We start from the raw sequence: 19,641 nt of genomic DNA, 5'->3' as shown, positions 1-19,641 counted from the left end.
AAAGACTATGAAGAAAGTATTTTTTCTTTTGGCAATCATCTTACTTGTATCCGGGCAAGTAATGTGTACCAGTTGCGGCTCTTCCAATGATGAATATGAAAACAAAAATCAGCCGACTCCTCCGGATGATAATGAAGACCCGGAGGACCCAGGTGAAGAACCTGACACTAAAAGTTTAACAACCGACTTAAAGAATCTTTCCAGCAACACAAGTCTGAAAATGTGGACTTGCGCTCATCGTAGCAACACCTATAAGGGAATACGTGACGGAATTCCTGAAAATTCTATTCCCGCTATCCAATATGCAATAGAAGTCGGTGCCGATATGATTGAAATAGACCCTAGAGCAACTTCTGACGGAGTAATCGTAAATATGCACAATACAACCATTAATGCTACAACAAACGGAACTGGTGCTGTAGCCAATATGACTTATCAAACTCTTTATCAATATTTTTTAAAAGGTTCTAAAGGTATCACTGAATACAAAGTGCCTACACTTGAGGAAGTATTGGATGCTGCGAAAGGCAAAATCTATGTTTGTGTCGATGTAAAAGAGAAGGGTCTTTTAGGTAAAATCATTAAAACGGTTGCAGAAAAAGGGATGATCGACCAGGTTTGCTATTATACTGGTTCCAGTACATCATATATTGAAGAAATGAATACTATTAACCCTGGAGCCATTCCTTTTCCATGGGTATCCACTGCGGCAGAAGTAAAAGTCCTCGCCAAATATTACAGTAAAGTACAAATGGTACAATTCGGAATAGACAATGCATCTCTCACTGAACTAATGGGAGCTATTAAAGATGCCAAGTTAGTAGGTTATGCCAATCATTTAGATTGGGATAGCGATCTACTGAATAGTAAATATTCGCACCTTCAAACTTTTATAGATAACAAAATAGAAGTTGTGCAAACTGATTACTCTGATCTTGTCAACTCTTATTTAAAAGAAAAAGGATTAAGATAACTTTATAGGATAGTTTTTCATAGGTACCCAATATAGATCAAAACATTTTATTTAAGAAAAGCACGTATGACAAGGAAAATTATATTTCTATTATCAGTTCTTCTGGTTTCATTATCTGCTGAAGCAGAATCCAGAATTGATAAACTATTGAGGAATCTTCACGACAAGAATTCTCAATATGTATTTGTTATAGCTCACCGTGGCGACTGGAGGAATGCTCCGGAGAACTCCATACAATGTATAGAGAATGCCATCGCTATGGGAGCAGACATGGTTGAACTTGACATTCAGCAAACCAAAGACAACAACTTTATTTGTATGCATGACGCAACGCTAGACCGCACTTCAACAGGAAAAGGCGCCATTAAAAACTATACGACAACAGAACTAAAACAATTTGTGCTGAAAAGTGGAAACGGTATAAAGACCCGCCGATCCATACCCACTTTAGAAGAAGCGTTAATGACATGTAAAGATCGTATTCTGGTCAATATAGATAAAGGCGGAACATATATAAAGGAGATTCTTCCCATCATTCGAAAATGTGGAATGGAAAAACAAGTGATTATAAAAGGAAGGTATCCTGTCGAGAAAGTTCAAGAGGAATATGGAACCAATACCAGTATGCTCTATATGCCTATCATTCATTTATGGAAAGAAGAAGATATAAAAGCGACCGAAAGTTTTATTAAAGACTTTACGCCAATAGCCTATGAACTCTGCTTCAAAGACGAACAGACTTCAAATTTAAAGGTTATTGATAAAATTGTACAATCTGGTAGCCGGGTATGGATGAATACTCTATGGGATAGTCTATGCGGTGGACATGATGACGAAAACGCCCTATTAGAAGGTAAAGATAAGCATTGGGGATGGATACTGGAACATAAGGCAACTATGATACAAACTGATCGTCCCCAAGAATTAATCAAATACTTAGAAGATAAAGGTTTAAGGAAACTATAAAATACCAACAGCAACTTAACACATTTGCAAAAGAAAAAGGCCAATTCACCCCCATGAATTGACCTTTATTTTTTCTATCTGTCTCTGTTATAATCTTTCATTCCTGTTATTCAGCCTTGAATTTGATCTTCAGAATCTTACTGATAGCCGGTTTATATTTCTTCAACATTCGGTCGAATCCCAAGTCATTCGGATGGGTCCCATCTACAGTCCCCTCATGGTCTGTTCCCAAGAATTGATCTTCTTTTATGAAATACAGGTTCTTGACATTCTTCTTTCGCAATACTTCTACCTGTTCAGCGATGGCCTCGTTCTGTCGTTTTACATTCTCACGAGCTTTCTGGTTGAAATTACCTGTTTCACGTATCAATGTCTGTATCACAATAATAGGCGTATCCGGATGCTTCTGGCGCAACGTCATTACAAAATCAACAGTCCGGTCGGTTATCTCTTTGGGAGAAGGATTAGGAATACAATCGAGAATGAAAGCATCCGCATCAATATCCGCCAACATCTCGGCAACTTCTTTCTCCATCTTGCCGTTTCCGCTCAATCCTAAATTGATAAAATTATATCCGCTGCTACGGGACAAACGAGCCGGATAAGCCATCCCGGGACGACTGGCAGATGCTCCCTGCAAAATACTGGACCCGTATACCACTATCTTTTCTTTGAACGGATTTTCTCCTTTACGTATGTGTGCATCAGAAGAAACACCTATTTCCAGACTTTTCAGTTCATCATATAAAGGCAGATATAACAAACATTCTTTCTCTTCCGTACCCATATTATCAACAAGCACTTTTTCCGTAGTCACACCACCCGGTATCCCTACTCCGGCAAATTGCCATTTTCCATCCCGTTTGATATATAAATCCAGACCTTTCTGAGCAACTCTGGTCAGATTGGGTAACTGGTAATTATCAGGAACCATCCATTTGGCTTTTATGACGGGGCTATTCGTTGTAAAAGAGATAGCCAGACCGGCAGAGTTTGTGAATAGTTTCTTCACTGTGGGAGGCATTGTACGATACTTGGCTGTATCTACCCGATGGAAGTATTCGCCTTCGGTAGTTGCTTTGCCTACCAGTAAAAGCTCTTGAGCCGGCACATAGGTAATGTTATCCTTTTGTTGTCCGGAGGCTGTGAAGGGAAGCACCATCAGCCCCAAGCAAACCCAGACATTTCGTATTAAGTTTTTCATAATCAATTTTATATTAAATTTCTTTCGCTACCATCCAGCGCTCTACATTTCGTTTCTCTGCGCTAAACTCTACACCAACTTTTATCACTTGTTGATCCTCTGCCGTATAAGGAAAAGCATAACCTTTTTCTTCAATCTGCTCCATGGCCTGCTCAACAGTCCCATTCAGCTTGAATTCGAAAATATAGATGAACTTCGGGGTTCGTACAACCGCATCTGCACGTCCCCGTGAGCTATGTACTTCTGCCTGCGTGAATTGTCCCATCAGTTTGAATATTAAATATATGATGACTTGATAATGACGTTCAGTCTGGTCATTCAACTCGTAAGGAAAATCTGCAAAGAAAGCTTCAAAGCGGTGCATGAAAGCGTCAACATTGCCTGTACGTAGTTCTTGAACAAACTTACCTATATAAAAGCTTCGTTCTTCATCCGTGACTGCCGTATAAAATGGGAGTAAAAAGTTAAGAAAGCCATAACGTACTTCGTCGTTAGGAAAGCCTAAACGATAAAGTCTAAACTCTCTGTCATAATCTTTAATAGTCAGATAACCACTCTGATAAATCAATGGAATAGGATTTTTCCTATCAGCACGATATTCAGTGAAAGCGGAAGCAGCTGTCTCTATACCATCCATCAGCAAGCGAAGATCATAATCGCTCTCTTTCAATAACTTCACAAGGAAAGTAGGAGTTCCGGTCTGAAACCAGTAATTGCCGAACTCTTTACTAAAAAACGCATTCAGCACACTGAACGGATTGAACACTCCTTCTCCATTAGGATGAAAATGATAGCCGTCATACTGTCGGGTCATTGTTTCTACAACTTCTTCCGTACTCATATCATTCGCTTGTGATAAAGCCGCAATCTCCGGTTCAAAATTAGCAAGAAGTTCTTCGCGGGTGATTCCACAAAGAGTAGAGAAGTCATAATTCAGACTGATGTCATTCAATTGGTTCAGATCACTAAACACACTTACTTGCGAGAATTTGGTGACACCTGTCAGAAAAGCAAAACGAAGATAGCGGTCTGCACTCTTCAACACACCGTAGAAAGCTTTCAAAGTAGAACGGTAAGAATCGAGAAGCGGTTCATTCTGAATAGCCTGTAGTAAGGGCTTATCATACTCATCCACCAGGACTACAACACCCCTGCCTGCTTGTTCGGAGGCACGACGAATGACACCCAAGAAGCGGGAAGACAAAGTGGTTTCATCTTCTCCCCTGCCATATATAGCTTCCCATTGAGTTAACTGGTTACTTAAAATAGCATCCAATCTGTCCGGTGAATCATATTTCTCGGCATTCAAATCCAGATGCAGTACGGGATATTCTTCCCACTTCTTTTCTAATTGTTCCACGGCAAGTCCCGTGAAAAGGTCACGCCGTCCCTTGAAATAGGCTTCAAACGTAGAAATTAACAAACTCTTTCCGAATCGGCGCGGACGGCTTAAAAAAAAAGGTTTACCGATGTTTGCTATAGTCCACATCAATGCGGTCTTATCTACATACAAGTATCCGTCATTGCGGATATCTTCGAAAGTCTGAATCCCGATAGGGAGTTTTCTGCCCGTCACCAACATACAATTTCTACTATTAGATTGTTATCACATACGTATCTGCTACAAAAATACGAATTCTGGCAATGAAAGCAAATCTGTCAATCAATTATTTGTAAATCAACGTAGATAAGTATTCCTCTGCAAACATCTCATTGGCAACTTCCAACAACATCTCTGCTGTTAGCTCTTCTATACGCTTAAAAACAAGCTCGGATGATTCATACTTATGATAATGAAGGAATGTTTTCGCCATCCCTAACGCATTATTCTCAAAGTTATCGGACGCTACTCCGATTTGCCCGATCAACTGCTTTTTCGCTGCCGCCAACTGGGAAGAAGTCATCTTTGTATCGCGCATCCGCTTCAATTCCTTATAGGTCAATTTCAGGCAAGTATCCATGTCATCCACATCCGTCCCGAAATAAATACAGAAAGCTCCCGTATCCGTATAGGAAGTCAGATTGGATTCGACATTATAGACCAGTCCTCTGCGTTCGCGAAGGGACACATTCAGTTTACTATTCATTCCGGGACCTCCAAGGACATTATTCAGCAGATAGAGTGCAGTACGCTTGTCATCATACGCATTATAGCCACGGCTACCGATCATGACATGTGCCTGGTGCGTATCTCTAGCCACCGTCAAATGTTCCGGCACATACAGAGGCGGAGGTGTACGCCGATTCTCTACCTTCACATCAGGAATATCCAACAGGTATTTTTCTACCAGGCGGATGATTCTCTTGAACTCGTACTGCCCCTGAACAAAAAACACCATATTTCCCGGTTGGTAAAAACGGCGGGTAAACGATAGAACATCTTCCGTGCGAAAACTTCGCAGAAGTTCCGGCTTACCAAGAATGTTTCTTCCCAATGGATGATTGCGGAAGATCATGTCTTCAAAATCGTCAAATATCAGTTCCGACGGAGTATCTTCATACGACTGGATTTCATCGATAATGACCTCTGTTTCTTTTTCTATCTCATGCTGCGGAAAGGTTGAATGAAATACAATATCCCCCAACAACTCAAGCGCACGTTCCAGATGTTCTTTCAGGAAAGCGGCATAGACGACAGTTTCTTCCTTATTTGTATAAGCATTCAGGTCACCACCTACATTCTCCATCCGGTTGAGGATATGCCAGGCTTTCCGCTTCTCCGTTCCCTTAAAAATCAGATGTTCTACAAAATGGGCCATTCCCTGCTCATTCTCTGCCTCATCACGGGTTCCGGCATCAATCGCAAAACCACAATAAGCTACTTTTGAGAGGGTTGGTTCATGGATAATACGCAGGCCATTTGGCAATGTATATTCGTTACCTTGCATCGTTTTATACTTCCTTATTGAATTAATGCCACAAAAATACAATAAAACTTATTGCTGTTTATAGAAAATTGCAGATATTTGTGGACTATAACAGCAACAACGTATATGGAAAAGATAGGAATATTCTGTTCCGCCTCCGATAACATTGACAAAATGTACTTCGAAAGCGCCAGCCAAATAGGCAAATGGATGGGGCAGACAGGCAAAACCTTGATATATGGAGGAGCCAGCCTCGGATTAATGGAATGCATAGCTCGTGCCGTGAAAGAAAATGGCGGTAAGGTCATTGGAGTAGTTCCTGCCAAACTGGAAGAGAATGGCAAGGTAAGCAGTCTGTTAGATGAAGAAATTCATACCCGTAACTTGAGTGACCGCAAAGATATCATAACGGAGAAGTCGGAGGTATTGGTTGCACTCCCCGGAGGCGTCGGTACTCTTGATGAGATTTTCCACGTAATAGCCGCTGCCTCTATCGGATATCACCGGAAGAAGGTCATTTTCTACAATGAATATGGTTTTTACGACGAGCTATTAAAAGCACTCCACACCCTGGAGAACAAAGGTTTTGCACGACAGCCTTTCTCAACCTATTACGAAGTAGCAAACACATTAAATGAATTAAAAGAAAAAATAAACTGATCCTATATGATAGACTCCATCAAACAACTTTTGCAACAGGAAGCACAAGCTGTGCTCAACATCCCCGTAACAGACGCTTATGAAAAAGCGGTGAAACTGATTGTAGAACAAATACATCAGAAAAAGGGAAAACTGGTAACTTCCGGTATGGGAAAAGCCGGGCAGATTGCTATGAACATTGCTACGACTTTCTGTTCCACCGGTATTCCATCCGTCTTTCTGCATCCCAGCGAGGCGCAACACGGGGATTTGGGTATCTTACAAAAAAACGATCTACTCCTGCTGATCTCTAACTCTGGCAAGACACGTGAGATTGTGGAATTAACCCGCTTAGCCCATAATCTGGACCCGGATCTGAAGTTTATCGTTATCACCGGAAATCCGGATAGTCCGCTGGCAAAAGAATCGGATGTCTGTCTAAGTACCGGCAAGCCTGCAGAAGTCTGTGTGTTAGGGATGACTCCTACTACATCCACTACTGCCATGACAGTGATCGGAGATATATTGGTAGTACAAACCATGAAGGAAACAGGATTTACTATCGCTGAATATTCAAAACGTCACCATGGCGGTTATCTGGGAGAAAAATCAAGATCACTATGCGAAAAGTAATCGGTATCGGAGAGACCATCCTCGATATCATCTTTCGAGGTGACCAGCCTTCCGCAGCCGTACCGGGAGGTTCTGTATTCAACGGTATTGTCTCATTGGGACGAATGGGAATAAACGTCGGCTTCATCAGTGAAACCGGAAATGATCGTGTAGGCAATATTATCCTGCAGTTCATGCGTGAGAATCATATTCCAACCGATCATGTAAATGTATTCCCGGATGGAAAATCACCCGTATCTTTAGCCTTCCTGAACGAGCAGAGTGATGCCGAATATATCTTCTACAAAGACTACCCGAAGCAACGTCTGGATGTTTTGTTTCCGAAACTAGAGGAAGACGACATTGTCATGGTGGGTTCTTATTACGCACTGAATCCGGTTCTGAGGGAGAAGATTCTCGAATTACTAGATCAGGCACGTGAAAAGAAAGCCATCATCTATTATGACCCGAATTTCCGTTCTTCACACAAGAATGAAGCCATGAAACTGGCTCCGACCATTATTGAAAATCTGGAATATGCGGATATTGTACGCGGTTCTTTAGAGGATTTTCTATATATGTATAACATGCAGGATATAGACAAGATTTACAAGGATAAAATCAAATTCTACTGTCCCCGGTTCATCTGTACTGCAGGTGCGGAAAAGGTAGCGTTACGCACTAATCTGGTCAATAAAGATTATCCGATAGAACCATTACAAGCAGTCAGTACTATTGGAGCTGGTGATAACTTCAATGCAGGGCTGATCTACGGATTACTCAAATACGATGTCCGATACCGCGATCTAAATAACTTGAATGAAGAGATCTGGGATAAAATAATCCAATGCGGGAAAGACTTCGCAGCTGAAGTTTGCCGAAGTTTCTGCAATTCGGTTTCGGTGGAGTTTGCACAAAAATACAAGTGATATTACAAATAAGGATTTGGATATAAGTAATTCATCCAGCGAAATCCCTATTTTCATAAAATCCATATTAAGTTAATCTGTCAACCTTAACTTAATATGGATTTCCTTATCTTTGCAAACAACCATATTCAATAAGCAATCTTACTTAATATATGAAAAGATTTATTTTACCTCTATTGATAATCTTTATCTTCATCAGTTTACCAGCAAAAGCAAACGATGAAGTAAAAACATTGTTAAAAGTATTAGATAAATCTCTACAAAACAAAGCTAGTTATACCCAACAAAAGCAAAGACAGATAGACAGCCTGAAAATAATATTAAGACAATCCAGGGATATTCGAAAGAAAGTTGGGACAGCACAGTCTCTTTGTTTTGAGTATTCATCTTTCCAAAAAGATTCCGCTTTAGCCTATGCCATCCACATGAACAGGTTCGCTCAAGAAAGTAATGACAAAGAACTTTTAATTGAAGCTAAACTGGATTATTCAAGAATATTATCTTCGATGGGCTTTTTCAAAGAAGCTTTGGCAATTACCAATTCGATGCAACAAAAGCAACTATCTCCTAAACTCAAAGCTGAATATTTTCTCGGACAAGTCACGATCTACAATCACCAGAAAGCTTTTGCTTCCAACGAGGACGATTCACAAGAAAATGATCTGATAGCACAAATATATCGCGATTCGCTGCTCCAATGCAAAGAAGTCCCATCAAACGTACGAGCTTTTATAACCGCACCAACTCTTCTTTTCCATAAAAAGTATGATGATGCTATTCATATACTGGACAGCACTTATCAAAGTTATACACCCTATTCAAGAAATGCCGGAATCATAGCATATTCTCTGGCATCTGCCTATCAAGGTAAAAATGATCATGAGAATACGATTAAGTATTTCGCAATATCCGCCATTTCTGATGTATTAAATGGAGCTAGAGAAAACCTCTCTTTAAAAATATTAGCCAAACTAATCTTTGAGAGTGGGGACATAGACCGGGCATCTAAATATATGAAAAATGCAATGGAGGACGCTATCCTATGTAATGCGAGAATTAACACCATCGAAGCCTCAGATATGTATCTTTTCATAGATAAGGCATTTCAAGAAAAGGAGAAACATAAATTTATCATCATAACGGCATTGCTCATTGCATTATGCATTGTCTGCATTCTGCTATTCATCCTGTCCGTACAACTGAAAAAACAAAAAGGTAAAGTGGAACAAGCTAATGAGAGTTTGTCTTATCATCTTTACGAAATACAACAAATGAACTCAATATTGGCAGATAACAATAAAATCAAAGAAGAATATGTAGGGCTGTATATGGAACAATATACCAGTTATATCAGTAAAATTGCCAATTTTAAGAAAAGAGCACTCAAAATAGCCAAAAGTGAAGATATAAAGAAAGTAACCTCTTTCCTCCACTCCTCTCTCAATACAGAAGAAGATCTGGCTGAATTTTATAATAACTTCGACAAAGCAATCCTGAATCTCTTTCCGAATTTCGTCGAAGATTTTAACGCATTGCTTTTACCGGAAAATGCAATCATTCCAGGACCCGGCAAACTCTTAACACCCGAATTACGGATCTTCGCACTTATCCGACTGGGAATTACAGACAGTGTGAAAATAGCTCATTTCTTACAGTACTCATTATCGACCATCTATAATTACCGCTCAAAAATGCGGATCAAAGCAAATGGAGACCGGAATGAATTTGAAGAAAAAGTAGCTCGAATCGGACAACAAATCCGGGAATAACAGTGCATTAATCATACAGCATCATTTACATTTATCAGAGATTCCCTGACCAAATATTCCCTGATTATCAACAACATACCCTAAACAATCATTTACAATCTGCTCACTCCCCTCTTAAAAAGTAACCGAAATAAGGTATTTTTGTAGGGTCACAATAAAACCTGCGAACTAATTCAAATTACTATTTATATAAACACCACTTAAATAAAAAATTATGAACGGCCTATTACTTAATGTTATTTGTGCTTTCACCATTGCAAACACAAATCCTAACATAGAAAAAGCACAGCAAACTTTGGATGCTCTTTACCAAAACTATGCAGCACCCAACACCTGTCTTTTACGTGAGAATTATCCTTTTGACCAAGACAGTAAGGCAACTTATCTAGCATCAGAAGAACAAGCAAAAAGACGCAATGAATATTCCTACCTTTGGCCGTATTCGGGTACATTCTCTGCAGTAAATGCATTACTGGAGAGCACTGGAAATAAGAAGTATAAAAAGCTTCTGGAAAACAAAGTACTACCAGGATTGGAAGAATACTTCGACACACGAAGAGAACCATTCGCTTACTCATCTTATATCAGCAGCCAACCTCTCTCCGATCGTTTTTATGATGATAACGTCTGGTTAGGTATCGATTTTACCGATTTTTATCGAATGACAGGAAAACAAGCTTATCTGGAGAAAGCTAAACTAATATGGAAGTTTATCCTTAGTGGTAAAGATGACGTACTCGGCGGAGGAGTCTACTGGTGCGAACAAAAGAAGGAATCTAAAAATACTTGTTCTAATGCACCGGGAGCCGTATTCGCTCTCAAACTATTTCAAGCTACTCAAGATGATGCCTATTTAAAAGAAGGAAAAGAGTTATACGAATGGACTAAAAAGAACCTGGAAGACTCAAAAGATCATCTATACTTTGACAACATCTCACTCAACAAGAAAACCGGTCGTGCCAAATTTGCCTATAACAGTGGACAAATGATGCAGGCAGCTGCCCTACTCTATCAAATTACCAAACAGAAAAGTTATCTGGAAGATGCACAAAATATAGCAGAAGCGTGTCACAAGCACTTCTTCACTCAGTTCACCTCTCCAGACGGACAAACATTCCAATTACTGAAAAAAGGAAATATTTGGTTCACAGCCGTTATGCTTAGAGGCTTTATTGAACTTTATCAGATAGACCATAACAAGACTTATCTAACCGATTTCCAGAGAAGTCTTGATTACGCATGGCATCATGCCAGAGATGAACGAGGCTTGTTCCAGACAGATTGGAGCGGCACAGATAAAAACGAGAAAAAATGGCTCTTGACACAAGCTGCTTTCATAGAAATGTATGGAAGACTAGGCGGAATCGATTTACAATAATCACTTTTAATAACCCTCTTAAAAACAATAGAGATATGAAGAAAAGAAATATCGGAATATGTATCATCACGACCACCCTATTAATGGGAGGTCCTGCCAAAGCTACAGAACTTATCCTGGCTAAGGATCATACCAATGTGGTCAATCAAGCAGCTGAAATTGCCGCTTATAAAAGTAATCGTCCACCCGTAAACAAGCGGCTTTTTAAATCAAAAGCCGTGGAAGCAGAAATCATCAGGGTGAAAAAGCTACTTACTAATCAAAAATTGGCATGGATGTTCGAGAATTGTTTTCCAAATACCCTTGAGACAACAGTTCATTACCGTACAACAGACGGTAAGCCTGATACTTTCGTCTACACAGGAGATATCCATGCCATGTGGTTACGTGACTCAGGAGCACAGGTTTGGCCTTATATACAATTAGCGAATAAAGACCCGGAATTGAAGAAAATGCTCGAAGGAGTGATACGCAGACAATTTAAATGTATAAATATCGATCCATACGCCAATGCTTTCAATGATGGGGCTGTGGGAGGAGATTGGATGTCCGACCTGACCGATATGAAACCGGAATTACATGAAAGAAAATGGGAAATAGATTCTCTATGTTACCCACTACGTCTGGCCTACCAATATTGGAAAGAGACCGGTGATGCCAGTATTTTTGATAGTGAATGGATACAAGCCATCACCAACATCCTGTCTACTTTTAAGGAGCAACAACGTAAGGAGGGAGTAGGACCTTATAAATTTCAACGCAAAACGGAACGTGCACTCGATACATTAAACAACAACGGTTTAGGTGCTCCTGTGAATCCTGTCGGACTAATTGTTTCAGCCTTCCGTCCATCTGACGATGCTACAACCTTGCAATTTCTCGTGCCGTCTAATTTCTTTGCTGTTTCTTCGTTAAAGAAAGCTGCTGAAATTCTGAATACTGTAAATCAAAATGCAGAAATGGCAAAACAATGTACAGATCTGGCAAAAGAAGTAGAGACTGCACTAAAAAAATATGCAACTTACAATCACCCTAAATATGGTACAATTTATACTTTTGAGGTAGATGGTTTCGGAAATCATTTTTTAATGGATGATGCTAATGTACCAAGTTTATTGGCAATGCCTTATCTTGGCGATGTAGATATTAACGATCCTATCTATCAGAATACACGCCGTTTTGTATGGAGCAAGGATAATCCTTATTTCTTCAAAGGAAAAGCAGGAGAAGGAATTGGTGGTCCTCACATCGGCTATGACATGGTATGGCCTATGAGTATCATGATGAAAGCATTTACCAGTCAGGACGACCAGGAGATCAAGGAGTGTGTAAAAATGCTAATCAACACAGACGCAGGGACAGGCTTTATGCATGAATCTTTTCACAAAGATGATCCCAATAACTTCACCCGTGCTTGGTTTGCATGGCAAAATACCTTGTTCGGCGAACTAATTTTAAAGTTAATAAATGAAGGAAAAACTGATTTATTGAACAGCATCTAATAAAGCTGATTTATACAATTTTTCATTCAGGGCACTCTTCCATCAGAAGATGTGCCCTTTTTTAACACGTAAATTACTATTAACTTTGGCTAATTATCGCAAAGGAATTACCACATCTTCGGGTAATTCTTATCTTTGCAGTATACGATTCAAGGCAAAGAAACTATGTATAAAAACCTGTTAAGCTGGCTTACTGTTTTATTAGTGCTCCCATCATGTTCCGGCACATCACCTGCTATATCTGTGGTATGTGAAGAAAACAACGTAGGAAACTGTATTATCAAATGGGAAACAGCACCAATATTAAAAGGGCAGGTAAAAGTATACACTTCCACTTCTCCTGAAACTATTCCGGAAAATTCTCCCATTGCAATAACCAACATTTCCAGTGGTAAAATGACCATCGTAACCAATGATCCGTCCCAACGCTATTACTACTTGATGGTATTTAATAACAAATACCGAATCAAAGTGGCTACCCGCAACATTAATATCCCCGGCATACAGAATTTCCGTGATTTAGGAGGATATGAATCTGCCGGTACTGGCAAATCTCTTCGCTGGGGAATGATATACCGTTCCGCACAAATAGACAGCATTCCTCCCTGCTCACGCCAGGAACTTAAGAATATGGGGATACGGACAATCATAGACTTACGTTCTGAAAATGAACGCCACAACTACCCGCAATTGCATGATGATGAATTTAATATCATACATATCCCTATTCTCACAGGGAACATGGAAGAAATTCTGCAAGGAATTCAGGAAGAGAAGATAAAAAGTGACACTATTTATCGTTTGGTAGAACAAATGAATCGGGAATTAGTTATAAACTACCAAAAGGAATTCAAAAAGCTGTTCACCGTCCTTCTCGACCGTACTCATTATCCGGTTGTGATTCATTGTACATCCGGGAAAGGGCGTACAGGGGTCGTTTCCGCCTTATTGCTTGCCGCTCTTGGAGTCAACGAAGACGTCATTATGGAAGACTATCGTTTGAGTAATGACTATTTTAATATTCCCAAAGCTTCTCAATATGCATATAAGTTATCGGTCAATTCGCAAGAAGCCATTACAACCATCTACTCTGCAAAAGAAGATTTCCTGAACGCTGCCAAAGAACAGATTGAGGCTGAATACGGGAGCGTACAGACCTATCTGAAAAAGGGAATCGGACTTTCTGCAGAAGAAATTGAACAGTTACGCAGCATCTTATTAACTGATAATTAATAGTTGATAAGTGATAAAATAGGGTGGCGTCTATAATAATTATCTACTATCAATCATTCATTATCAACTAAATTAACTATCTTTGCAGCCGAAATAAAAGATATACAGAGATTTAATGAAGACATTTGAAGAGCTTGGCGTTTCTCCGGAGATACGTAGAGCAATTGAAGAAATGGGATACGAGAATCCCATGCCGGTACAAGAAGAAGTGATTCCGTACCTTTTAGGAGAAAATAATGATGTAGTAGCTCTTGCACAGACAGGAACAGGTAAAACAGCCGCATTCGGTTTGCCCTTGCTCCAACAGATTGACGTAAAAAACAGAATTCCACAATCGCTTATCCTCTGCCCTACCCGCGAGCTTTGTCTCCAGATAGCAGGAGATTTGAATGACTATTCCAAATACATTGACGGACTAAAAGTATTACCTGTATATGGTGGTTCTTCCATTGACAGCCAGATACGCAGCCTCAAACGAGGGGTACACATCATTGTAGCTACCCCCGGACGCCTGCTGGACCTGATGGAGCGCAAAACCGTATCTCTATCTACCATCCACAATGTGGTAATGGATGAAGCCGACGAAATGCTTAATATGGGATTCACAGAAAGCATCAACGCCATTCTGGCTGATGTACCGCAGGAGCGCAACACCCTATTGTTTTCCGCAACAATGAGTCCGGAAATCGCACGCATTTCCAAAAATTACCTACGCAATGCGAAAGAAATCACTATTGGCCGCAAGAATGAAAGCACCAACAACGTTAAACACGTTGTTTATACCGTACAGGCTAAGGACAAATACGAAGCTTTAAAGCGTATCGTCGATTACTACCCACAAATATACGGTATTATTTTCTGCCGTACCCGTAAAGAAACTCAAGAAATTGCCGACAAATTAATGCAAGAAGGCTACAATGCCGATTCTTTGCATGGTGAACTTTCTCAAGCACAACGGGATGCTGTTATGCAGAAATTCCGCATCCGCAATTTGCAACTGCTCGTGGCAACTGACGTGGCTGCCCGCGGACTTGATGTAGACGATCTGACACATGTTATCAATTACGGATTACCAGACGATACAGAGAGTTATACACATCGCAGCGGACGTACAGGACGTGCCGGAAAGACAGGAACTTCCATAGCCATCATCAATCTTCGTGAAAAAGGAAAGATGAGAGATATCGAACGGATTATCAGCAAAAAATTCATTGTCGGAGAAATGCCAACAGCAGCAGGAATCTGTCAGAAGCAGCTGATTAAGGTTATTGATGATCTCGAAAAAGTAAAAGTAAACGAGGAAGAGATTGCTGACTTTATGCCGGAAATCTACCGTAAACTGGAATGGTTGAGCAAAGAGGACCTGATTAAACGAATGGTTTCTCACGAATTCAACCGTTTCGCCGAGTATTATCGCAACCGTGCAGAAATAGAAGTACCGACTGACATCAGAGGAGAACGTACCGGACGGGGTGACCGCAAAGAAGGTGGTTTCGAAAAAAGAAGCCGCCAAGCTGCACCGGGCTTTAACCGCCTGTTTATCAATTTGGGTAAAACAGACAGTTTCTTCCCCAGCGACCTTATCGGCTTATTGAACAGCAACACACGGGGACGTATCGAGTTGGGACGCATTGACCTAATGCAGAACTATTCTTTCTTTGAGGTACCGGAAAAGGAAGCGACAAATGTAATCAAGGCGCTGAATAGGGCTAAATGGAACGGACGCAAGGTAGTTGTTGAGATTGCCGGCGCCGGTGAAGAAAGCGGAAAAGGACGTGGAAACGGTTCAAATGAGCGCAAGGGAAATAAACGATTCGGCGGCAAAAGCGACGAACGTGCACCGCGCTATGAGAATAAGGATAGAAAACCGAAAGATGCTTCTGCAAAAGACTCAAAGTCAACAAAAAAAGATAAACCTAGTCGTGCTGATCGGGGATACTCTGATGCTCGCGGTCCGAAGAAGAAAGATGACTGGCAAGAGTTTTTTAAAGATAAAGAACCTGACTTCAGCGAAGAAGGATGGGCACGTAGAAAACCTAAGAAGAAATAAATATGAAGCAAGCATAATCCGTAGATTTGTACATTATTAGTCAGAGATCTTTATGTTACAACTAATTACCATCTTGACATTCTAATGAGAAGGAACAACATTATCCCTATTCTATCTTATTGAAAAAAGACAACTGTTCATACAGAATCTACTTTTGTGTTTCTAATAAACTTTCTTATCGTTTTTAATAAACGATATTCCTATTTATTAAAAACGATAAGAAGTCTATCTACTGCAAACAATTCAATTTTATACAACAAAAAAGGTTGCAAACTCATCAAAAGTCTGCAACCTTTAGTATATAATAAATTTCCTCTTCTTCTAAAGAGAGGTAAATCGTCGGCAACTCTGTTCTAATATTATACTATTCATACACATAATTTCCAATCAATAAGTTTCTTTTCTGATCACAAAGATACAAAATAAAAAGTCGTTTGTCAAGTTCTTATTTCAAAACACTCCATCTATTAGTTATAAAGCAGCTATACAAAAGCACGAAATTGGGACAAACCTCTCTATTGTAACGTGATCTATCCATTCTGAGATTATAGCAAAGGAGTGCAGTGGCCCAATGTCATCCAGCCTCGTCCGGCAGATTACACTTTCGCTTCCATGCCCAATCCGGTAGGTAGCTATCGGAGGGATTTCACTCTGCCCGATTCATGGAAGGGGAGAGATATATTCATCCGTTTCAATGGTGTAGAAGCTGTTTTTTACATCTGGATAAACAGCAACCGGGATTACCAATCGAAAGACATTCAATAAACAGCTCTCTTTATAGGTAATTCCAAGATATGTTTTCCTGCTTCCAATTTTACTGCACGCTCTCCTTTCACATTGTCGGGTGCATAAAAGGTAGCAGTGCTATTTGCCGGAACAGTTACATGATAGACAATACGGTTCTTTTTACGTTCCCATTTAGAGCAGATTTCCCCATAAGGTGATTGATATCTGGCTTCGAGCTCATTTAATCCACTGGGGAAATTAGGCCGAAGGAGAATATGTTTGAATCCGGGATTTTCGGGGTCAGGGAAGATTCCACCCAATCCTTTATAAAACCACCCTCCAATTTCTCCGAACATCATGTGATTGTCTGATATGTCACGTGTGGCATTCAAATCCCAGTTCTCCAGTAATGTGGTAGCACCATTGGCAATCCAGCAACCCCATGATGGATAAGTGTCTTGTGCAGCTAATTTATAAGCCGTTTCGGCTTCACCGTTCTCACTTAACGCATTCAATATAGCTTTTGCTCCCAACACACCTACATCCAAATGAAAGCCGGCTGCTTCCACCTGTTTTGCCAGATTCCGGGCTACTTTTCTCTTCAACTCTTCGGGAACAATGCCCCATTGCAAAGGAACGCTCTGTTCCGTCTGAACGCCGCTACCATAAATGCCCGTTTCTCTATTCAGAAACTTGTCATTAATCGCGTTCTTTATCTTATTGGCAAGAGCAGAATAATATTTATAGTCTTCCGTTTTATTAAACATCTTTGCGGCATTGGCAAGTATTTTGGTGTCCACATAGAAATAGACAGAAGAGGTCAGTTCCTTGGAAGAATGTGATTTAACAGGCACCCAGTCTCCTCTTCCCCATGAGGTCAATCCGGTCGGACTGGTGCGATCCACATAGTCTACATATCGCTTTATATTTTCATAACAGTCTGCCAACAGTTTATGATCGCCATAAAACATATAAATATTCCATGGAATAAGGGCAATAGTGCTTGTCCAATCCAGTCCATTATCCGTACCATATCCCCAGCCTCCTGTAGGAATAATATCGGGAAGTACACCATTAGGCTGTTGCTCATCTCTATGGTCGGCAAGCCATTTCTCATAAACAGTGATACCGTCATAATTGTATAATGCCGTTTCAATAGCAAAATGACCGTCGCCTGTCCATCCGTTCTTCTCACGCTGGGGACAGTCGGTGGGATACCCCATCAAGTTGGACAAATAGGCATTATTTGTAGCCCACCAAAGACGGTTGATAAGTGCGTTCGAAGTATGAATCATCCCTTTCTGCGGAACATCACTATGCACAAAGTAAGCTGTCAGATTATTCTCATTCAATACAAGGGGGTTAGTGCTTGTTACTTCCACGTATCTGAAACCTTTATAATTGAATCGTGCCATAAATTCATCCTCTCCCTTTCCACTCAAAACGAGGATGTCCGTTTGAAAAGGATCGGAGTTGTCTACCGGGCGGTGATACACATCAATATTTGACGTATTCACTCGTCCGTTGTCATACAACCGCTCACCATGTTTCAGTCTCACTACAGTTCCCTCTTCCCCGGACACTTTAATGCGGGTGACTCCTGCCATATTGCGGGCAAAATCGAATACATACGTTGTATCATTAAGTTTCTTCCAGATTTTTACGGGGATTGTTTCTACTGCACGAATCGGCTGCACTTGTTGTGACACCACATTCTGTGAAGGAACAGCCCTATATCCTACTCCATTCCATTTAGAATCGTCAAAGTTCACGGTATTCCAGCCTTTCTGTTCCAAACGAGCGTCGTAATGCTCGGCTGTATAAATGCTATTAAAGATCAATGCGCCGGATGAAGTTTTCCAGTCCCGCTCCGTAGAAACGACTTCAACGGAACCATCCTCATAAGTAATCCGCACATCCATACAAAAAGCAGGACGGTTACGCCAAGGTGCACGATGAAAGTCCCACACGGCCATTGACTGATGATTATACCATCCATTGCCCAGCAACACACCAATCGCATTTTTCCCTTTCTGTATTTGGGAAGTAATATCATAAGTGACGTAGAAATTACGCCTGTCAAACCGGGTATATAGCGGGTCCAGCCGGTGGTTTCCAATCTTCTCACCATTGATATACAGTTCATACAAACCTGCTACGGCAATATATGCCCTTGCCGACCGTATCTTCTTTCGTGCATCAAACACTTTCCGGAAATAGGGAGCAGGACGGTAATTAATATCTTTGTTATCGCTAATCCAAGCCCCTTGCCAGTGTTCCATCCCCATCATGCCCGTTTCGAAACTATTAATAGCCGAAGAAGATTTCACTCCATCCTTATCCCATACATTCACTCTCCAATAATACTTGGTAAAAGGACGAAGTTCCTGTCCGGAATAGGTAATCAGAATCTGTTCGGAGTCCTTTTTGCCCGAATCCCAGATAGTTCCTTTCCCTGCAATCAATTCAAGAGAGTCTTTGTCTACGATGACTTGACAGGCTGTTTGCCGTGCTCCTTTTCGAGCATCATTCAGCATCCATGATAACCGGGGAGCAGGATTATCTATTCCCAAGGGATTCACCAAATAATCACAAACCAGATTCACTGGTTTACAGCTGCCTGACTCTTGTGAAAATGCTGCTTGCAGCATTAAAAATAGTAATCCCGGTAATAGTGTCAATCGTTTCATTTTATCCAAAAATTAGTTTGTATTTTCTTTCAATCGGATGCCATATTTACATCGCGTGCTAATTTACGAAAAATATTGTATGGACGCTTTATCTACTTGCCTC

At 40.5% G+C, this 19,641-nt stretch carries 14 protein-coding genes and 1 pseudogene; 11 read left to right on the top strand and 4 right to left on the bottom strand.

What is annotated here, in order from left to right:
- Positions 1 to 7 precede the first annotated feature (7 nt).
- Together Bovatus_RS16540 and Bovatus_RS16535 are read left to right on the top strand one after the other, a co-directional pair.
- Entirely contained in the window at positions 8 to 973 is a 966-nt protein-coding gene (locus Bovatus_RS16540) for a glycerophosphodiester phosphodiesterase family protein (RefSeq protein ID WP_004298068.1), read from the top strand.
- Between the two features lie 66 nt (positions 974 to 1,039).
- The gene (locus tag Bovatus_RS16535) at positions 1,040 to 1,939 is read left to right on the top strand and encodes a glycerophosphodiester phosphodiesterase family protein (protein WP_004298066.1); all 900 of its coding nucleotides are present in this window, start codon (positions 1,040 to 1,042) and stop codon (positions 1,937 to 1,939) included.
- 106 nt (positions 1,940 to 2,045) lie between these two features.
- Here the strand turns inward: Bovatus_RS16535 and Bovatus_RS16530 are convergent, their stop codons facing one another.
- From Bovatus_RS16530 to Bovatus_RS16520, 3 genes are all read right to left on the bottom strand, one after another.
- Positions 2,046 to 3,143, bottom strand: coding sequence for an SGNH/GDSL hydrolase family protein (locus Bovatus_RS16530; RefSeq protein WP_004298064.1), 1,098 nt, complete (start codon positions 3,141 to 3,143; stop codon positions 2,046 to 2,048).
- A 13-nt stretch (positions 3,144 to 3,156) separates the two neighbouring features.
- Positions 3,157 to 4,725, bottom strand: a complete 1,569-nt coding sequence (locus tag Bovatus_RS16525) for an ATP-binding protein (RefSeq protein ID WP_004298063.1) — start codon at positions 4,723 to 4,725, stop codon at positions 3,157 to 3,159.
- An 85-nt stretch (positions 4,726 to 4,810) separates the two neighbouring features.
- Complete coding sequence (locus tag Bovatus_RS16520) at positions 4,811 to 6,031, bottom strand: M16 family metallopeptidase (RefSeq protein ID WP_004298062.1); 1,221 nt, start codon at positions 6,029 to 6,031, stop codon at positions 4,811 to 4,813.
- Positions 6,032 to 6,136: 105 nt separating this feature from the next.
- Here Bovatus_RS16520 and Bovatus_RS16515 point away from each other — a divergent pair, with 105 nt between their 5' ends.
- The 9 genes and pseudogenes from Bovatus_RS16515 to Bovatus_RS16475 all read left to right on the top strand — a co-directional run.
- Positions 6,137 to 6,670, top strand: coding sequence for an LOG family protein (locus Bovatus_RS16515; protein WP_004298061.1), 534 nt, complete (start codon positions 6,137 to 6,139; stop codon positions 6,668 to 6,670).
- A 6-nt stretch (positions 6,671 to 6,676) separates the two neighbouring features.
- Positions 6,677 to 7,282: an SIS domain-containing protein gene (locus tag Bovatus_RS16510; protein WP_004298060.1), complete on the top strand. Its 606-nt coding sequence runs from the start codon at positions 6,677 to 6,679 to the stop codon at positions 7,280 to 7,282.
- Positions 7,270 to 8,190 (top strand): carbohydrate kinase family protein, encoded by a 921-nt coding sequence (locus tag Bovatus_RS16505; protein ID WP_004298059.1) that lies wholly within the window; start codon positions 7,270 to 7,272, stop codon positions 8,188 to 8,190. The genes Bovatus_RS16510 and Bovatus_RS16505 overlap by 13 nt, the downstream gene beginning before the upstream one ends.
- A 152-nt stretch (positions 8,191 to 8,342) precedes the next feature.
- The gene (locus Bovatus_RS16500; protein WP_004298058.1) at positions 8,343 to 9,959 is read left to right on the top strand and encodes a DUF6377 domain-containing protein; all 1,617 of its coding nucleotides are present in this window, start codon (positions 8,343 to 8,345) and stop codon (positions 9,957 to 9,959) included.
- Positions 9,960 to 10,173: 214 nt separating this feature from the next.
- On the top strand, positions 10,174 to 11,337 hold the full coding sequence (locus Bovatus_RS16495; RefSeq protein ID WP_004298056.1) for a glycoside hydrolase family 76 protein: 1,164 nt from the start codon (positions 10,174 to 10,176) through the stop codon (positions 11,335 to 11,337).
- A 35-nt stretch (positions 11,338 to 11,372) separates the two neighbouring features.
- Positions 11,373 to 12,839 (top strand): glycoside hydrolase family 125 protein, encoded by a 1,467-nt coding sequence (locus Bovatus_RS16490; RefSeq protein WP_004298055.1) that lies wholly within the window; start codon positions 11,373 to 11,375, stop codon positions 12,837 to 12,839.
- Between the two features lie 165 nt (positions 12,840 to 13,004).
- Positions 13,005 to 14,072, top strand: a complete 1,068-nt coding sequence (locus tag Bovatus_RS16485) for a tyrosine-protein phosphatase (protein WP_004322548.1) — start codon at positions 13,005 to 13,007, stop codon at positions 14,070 to 14,072.
- 115 nt (positions 14,073 to 14,187) lie between these two features.
- Complete coding sequence (locus Bovatus_RS16480) at positions 14,188 to 16,122, top strand: DEAD/DEAH box helicase (RefSeq protein ID WP_004298052.1); 1,935 nt, start codon at positions 14,188 to 14,190, stop codon at positions 16,120 to 16,122.
- Positions 16,123 to 16,617: 495 nt separating this feature from the next.
- Positions 16,618 to 16,878 (top strand): annotated as a pseudogene (locus Bovatus_RS16475) (sugar-binding domain-containing protein); the annotation flags it as partial.
- Between the two features lie 2 nt (positions 16,879 to 16,880).
- Here the strand turns inward: Bovatus_RS16475 and Bovatus_RS16470 are convergent.
- Positions 16,881 to 19,538: a glycoside hydrolase family 78 protein gene (locus Bovatus_RS16470; protein WP_004298048.1), complete on the bottom strand. Its 2,658-nt coding sequence runs from the start codon at positions 19,536 to 19,538 to the stop codon at positions 16,881 to 16,883.
- Between the last annotated feature and the right edge of the window lie 103 nt (positions 19,539 to 19,641).

Source organism: Bacteroides ovatus, assembly GCF_001314995.1.
In the GTDB taxonomy this organism is placed as follows: domain Bacteria; phylum Bacteroidota; class Bacteroidia; order Bacteroidales; family Bacteroidaceae; genus Bacteroides; species Bacteroides ovatus.
Note: the sequence above shows the minus strand (reverse complement) of the source record. Positions and strands in the feature narration are given on the sequence as shown.

Bases quoted from the DNA above. Each gene is read 5' to 3' on its own strand.
- Bovatus_RS16535 (WP_004298066.1), top strand. From the start codon at position 1,040: ATGACAAGGAAAATTATATTTCTATTATCAGTTCTTCTGGTTTCATTA.
- Bovatus_RS16520 (WP_004298062.1), bottom strand. From the start codon at position 6,031: ATGCAAGGTAACGAATATACATTGCCAAATGGCCTGCGTATTATCCAT.
- Bovatus_RS16490 (WP_004298055.1), top strand. From the start codon at position 11,373: ATGAAGAAAAGAAATATCGGAATATGTATCATCACGACCACCCTATTA.
- Bovatus_RS16495 (WP_004298056.1), top strand. From the start codon at position 10,174: ATGAACGGCCTATTACTTAATGTTATTTGTGCTTTCACCATTGCAAAC.
- Bovatus_RS16480 (WP_004298052.1), top strand. From the start codon at position 14,188: ATGAAGACATTTGAAGAGCTTGGCGTTTCTCCGGAGATACGTAGAGCA.
- Bovatus_RS16470 (WP_004298048.1), bottom strand. From the start codon at position 19,538: ATGAAACGATTGACACTATTACCGGGATTACTATTTTTAATGCTGCAA.
- Bovatus_RS16540 (WP_004298068.1), top strand. From the start codon at position 8: ATGAAGAAAGTATTTTTTCTTTTGGCAATCATCTTACTTGTATCCGGG.
- Bovatus_RS16485 (WP_004322548.1), top strand. From the start codon at position 13,005: ATGTATAAAAACCTGTTAAGCTGGCTTACTGTTTTATTAGTGCTCCCA.
- Bovatus_RS16530 (WP_004298064.1), bottom strand. From the start codon at position 3,143: ATGAAAAACTTAATACGAAATGTCTGGGTTTGCTTGGGGCTGATGGTG.
- Bovatus_RS16505 (WP_004298059.1), top strand. From the start codon at position 7,270: ATGCGAAAAGTAATCGGTATCGGAGAGACCATCCTCGATATCATCTTT.
- Bovatus_RS16525 (WP_004298063.1), bottom strand. From the start codon at position 4,725: ATGTTGGTGACGGGCAGAAAACTCCCTATCGGGATTCAGACTTTCGAA.
- Bovatus_RS16510 (WP_004298060.1), top strand. From the start codon at position 6,677: ATGATAGACTCCATCAAACAACTTTTGCAACAGGAAGCACAAGCTGTG.
- Bovatus_RS16515 (WP_004298061.1), top strand. From the start codon at position 6,137: ATGGAAAAGATAGGAATATTCTGTTCCGCCTCCGATAACATTGACAAA.
- Bovatus_RS16500 (WP_004298058.1), top strand. From the start codon at position 8,343: ATGAAAAGATTTATTTTACCTCTATTGATAATCTTTATCTTCATCAGT.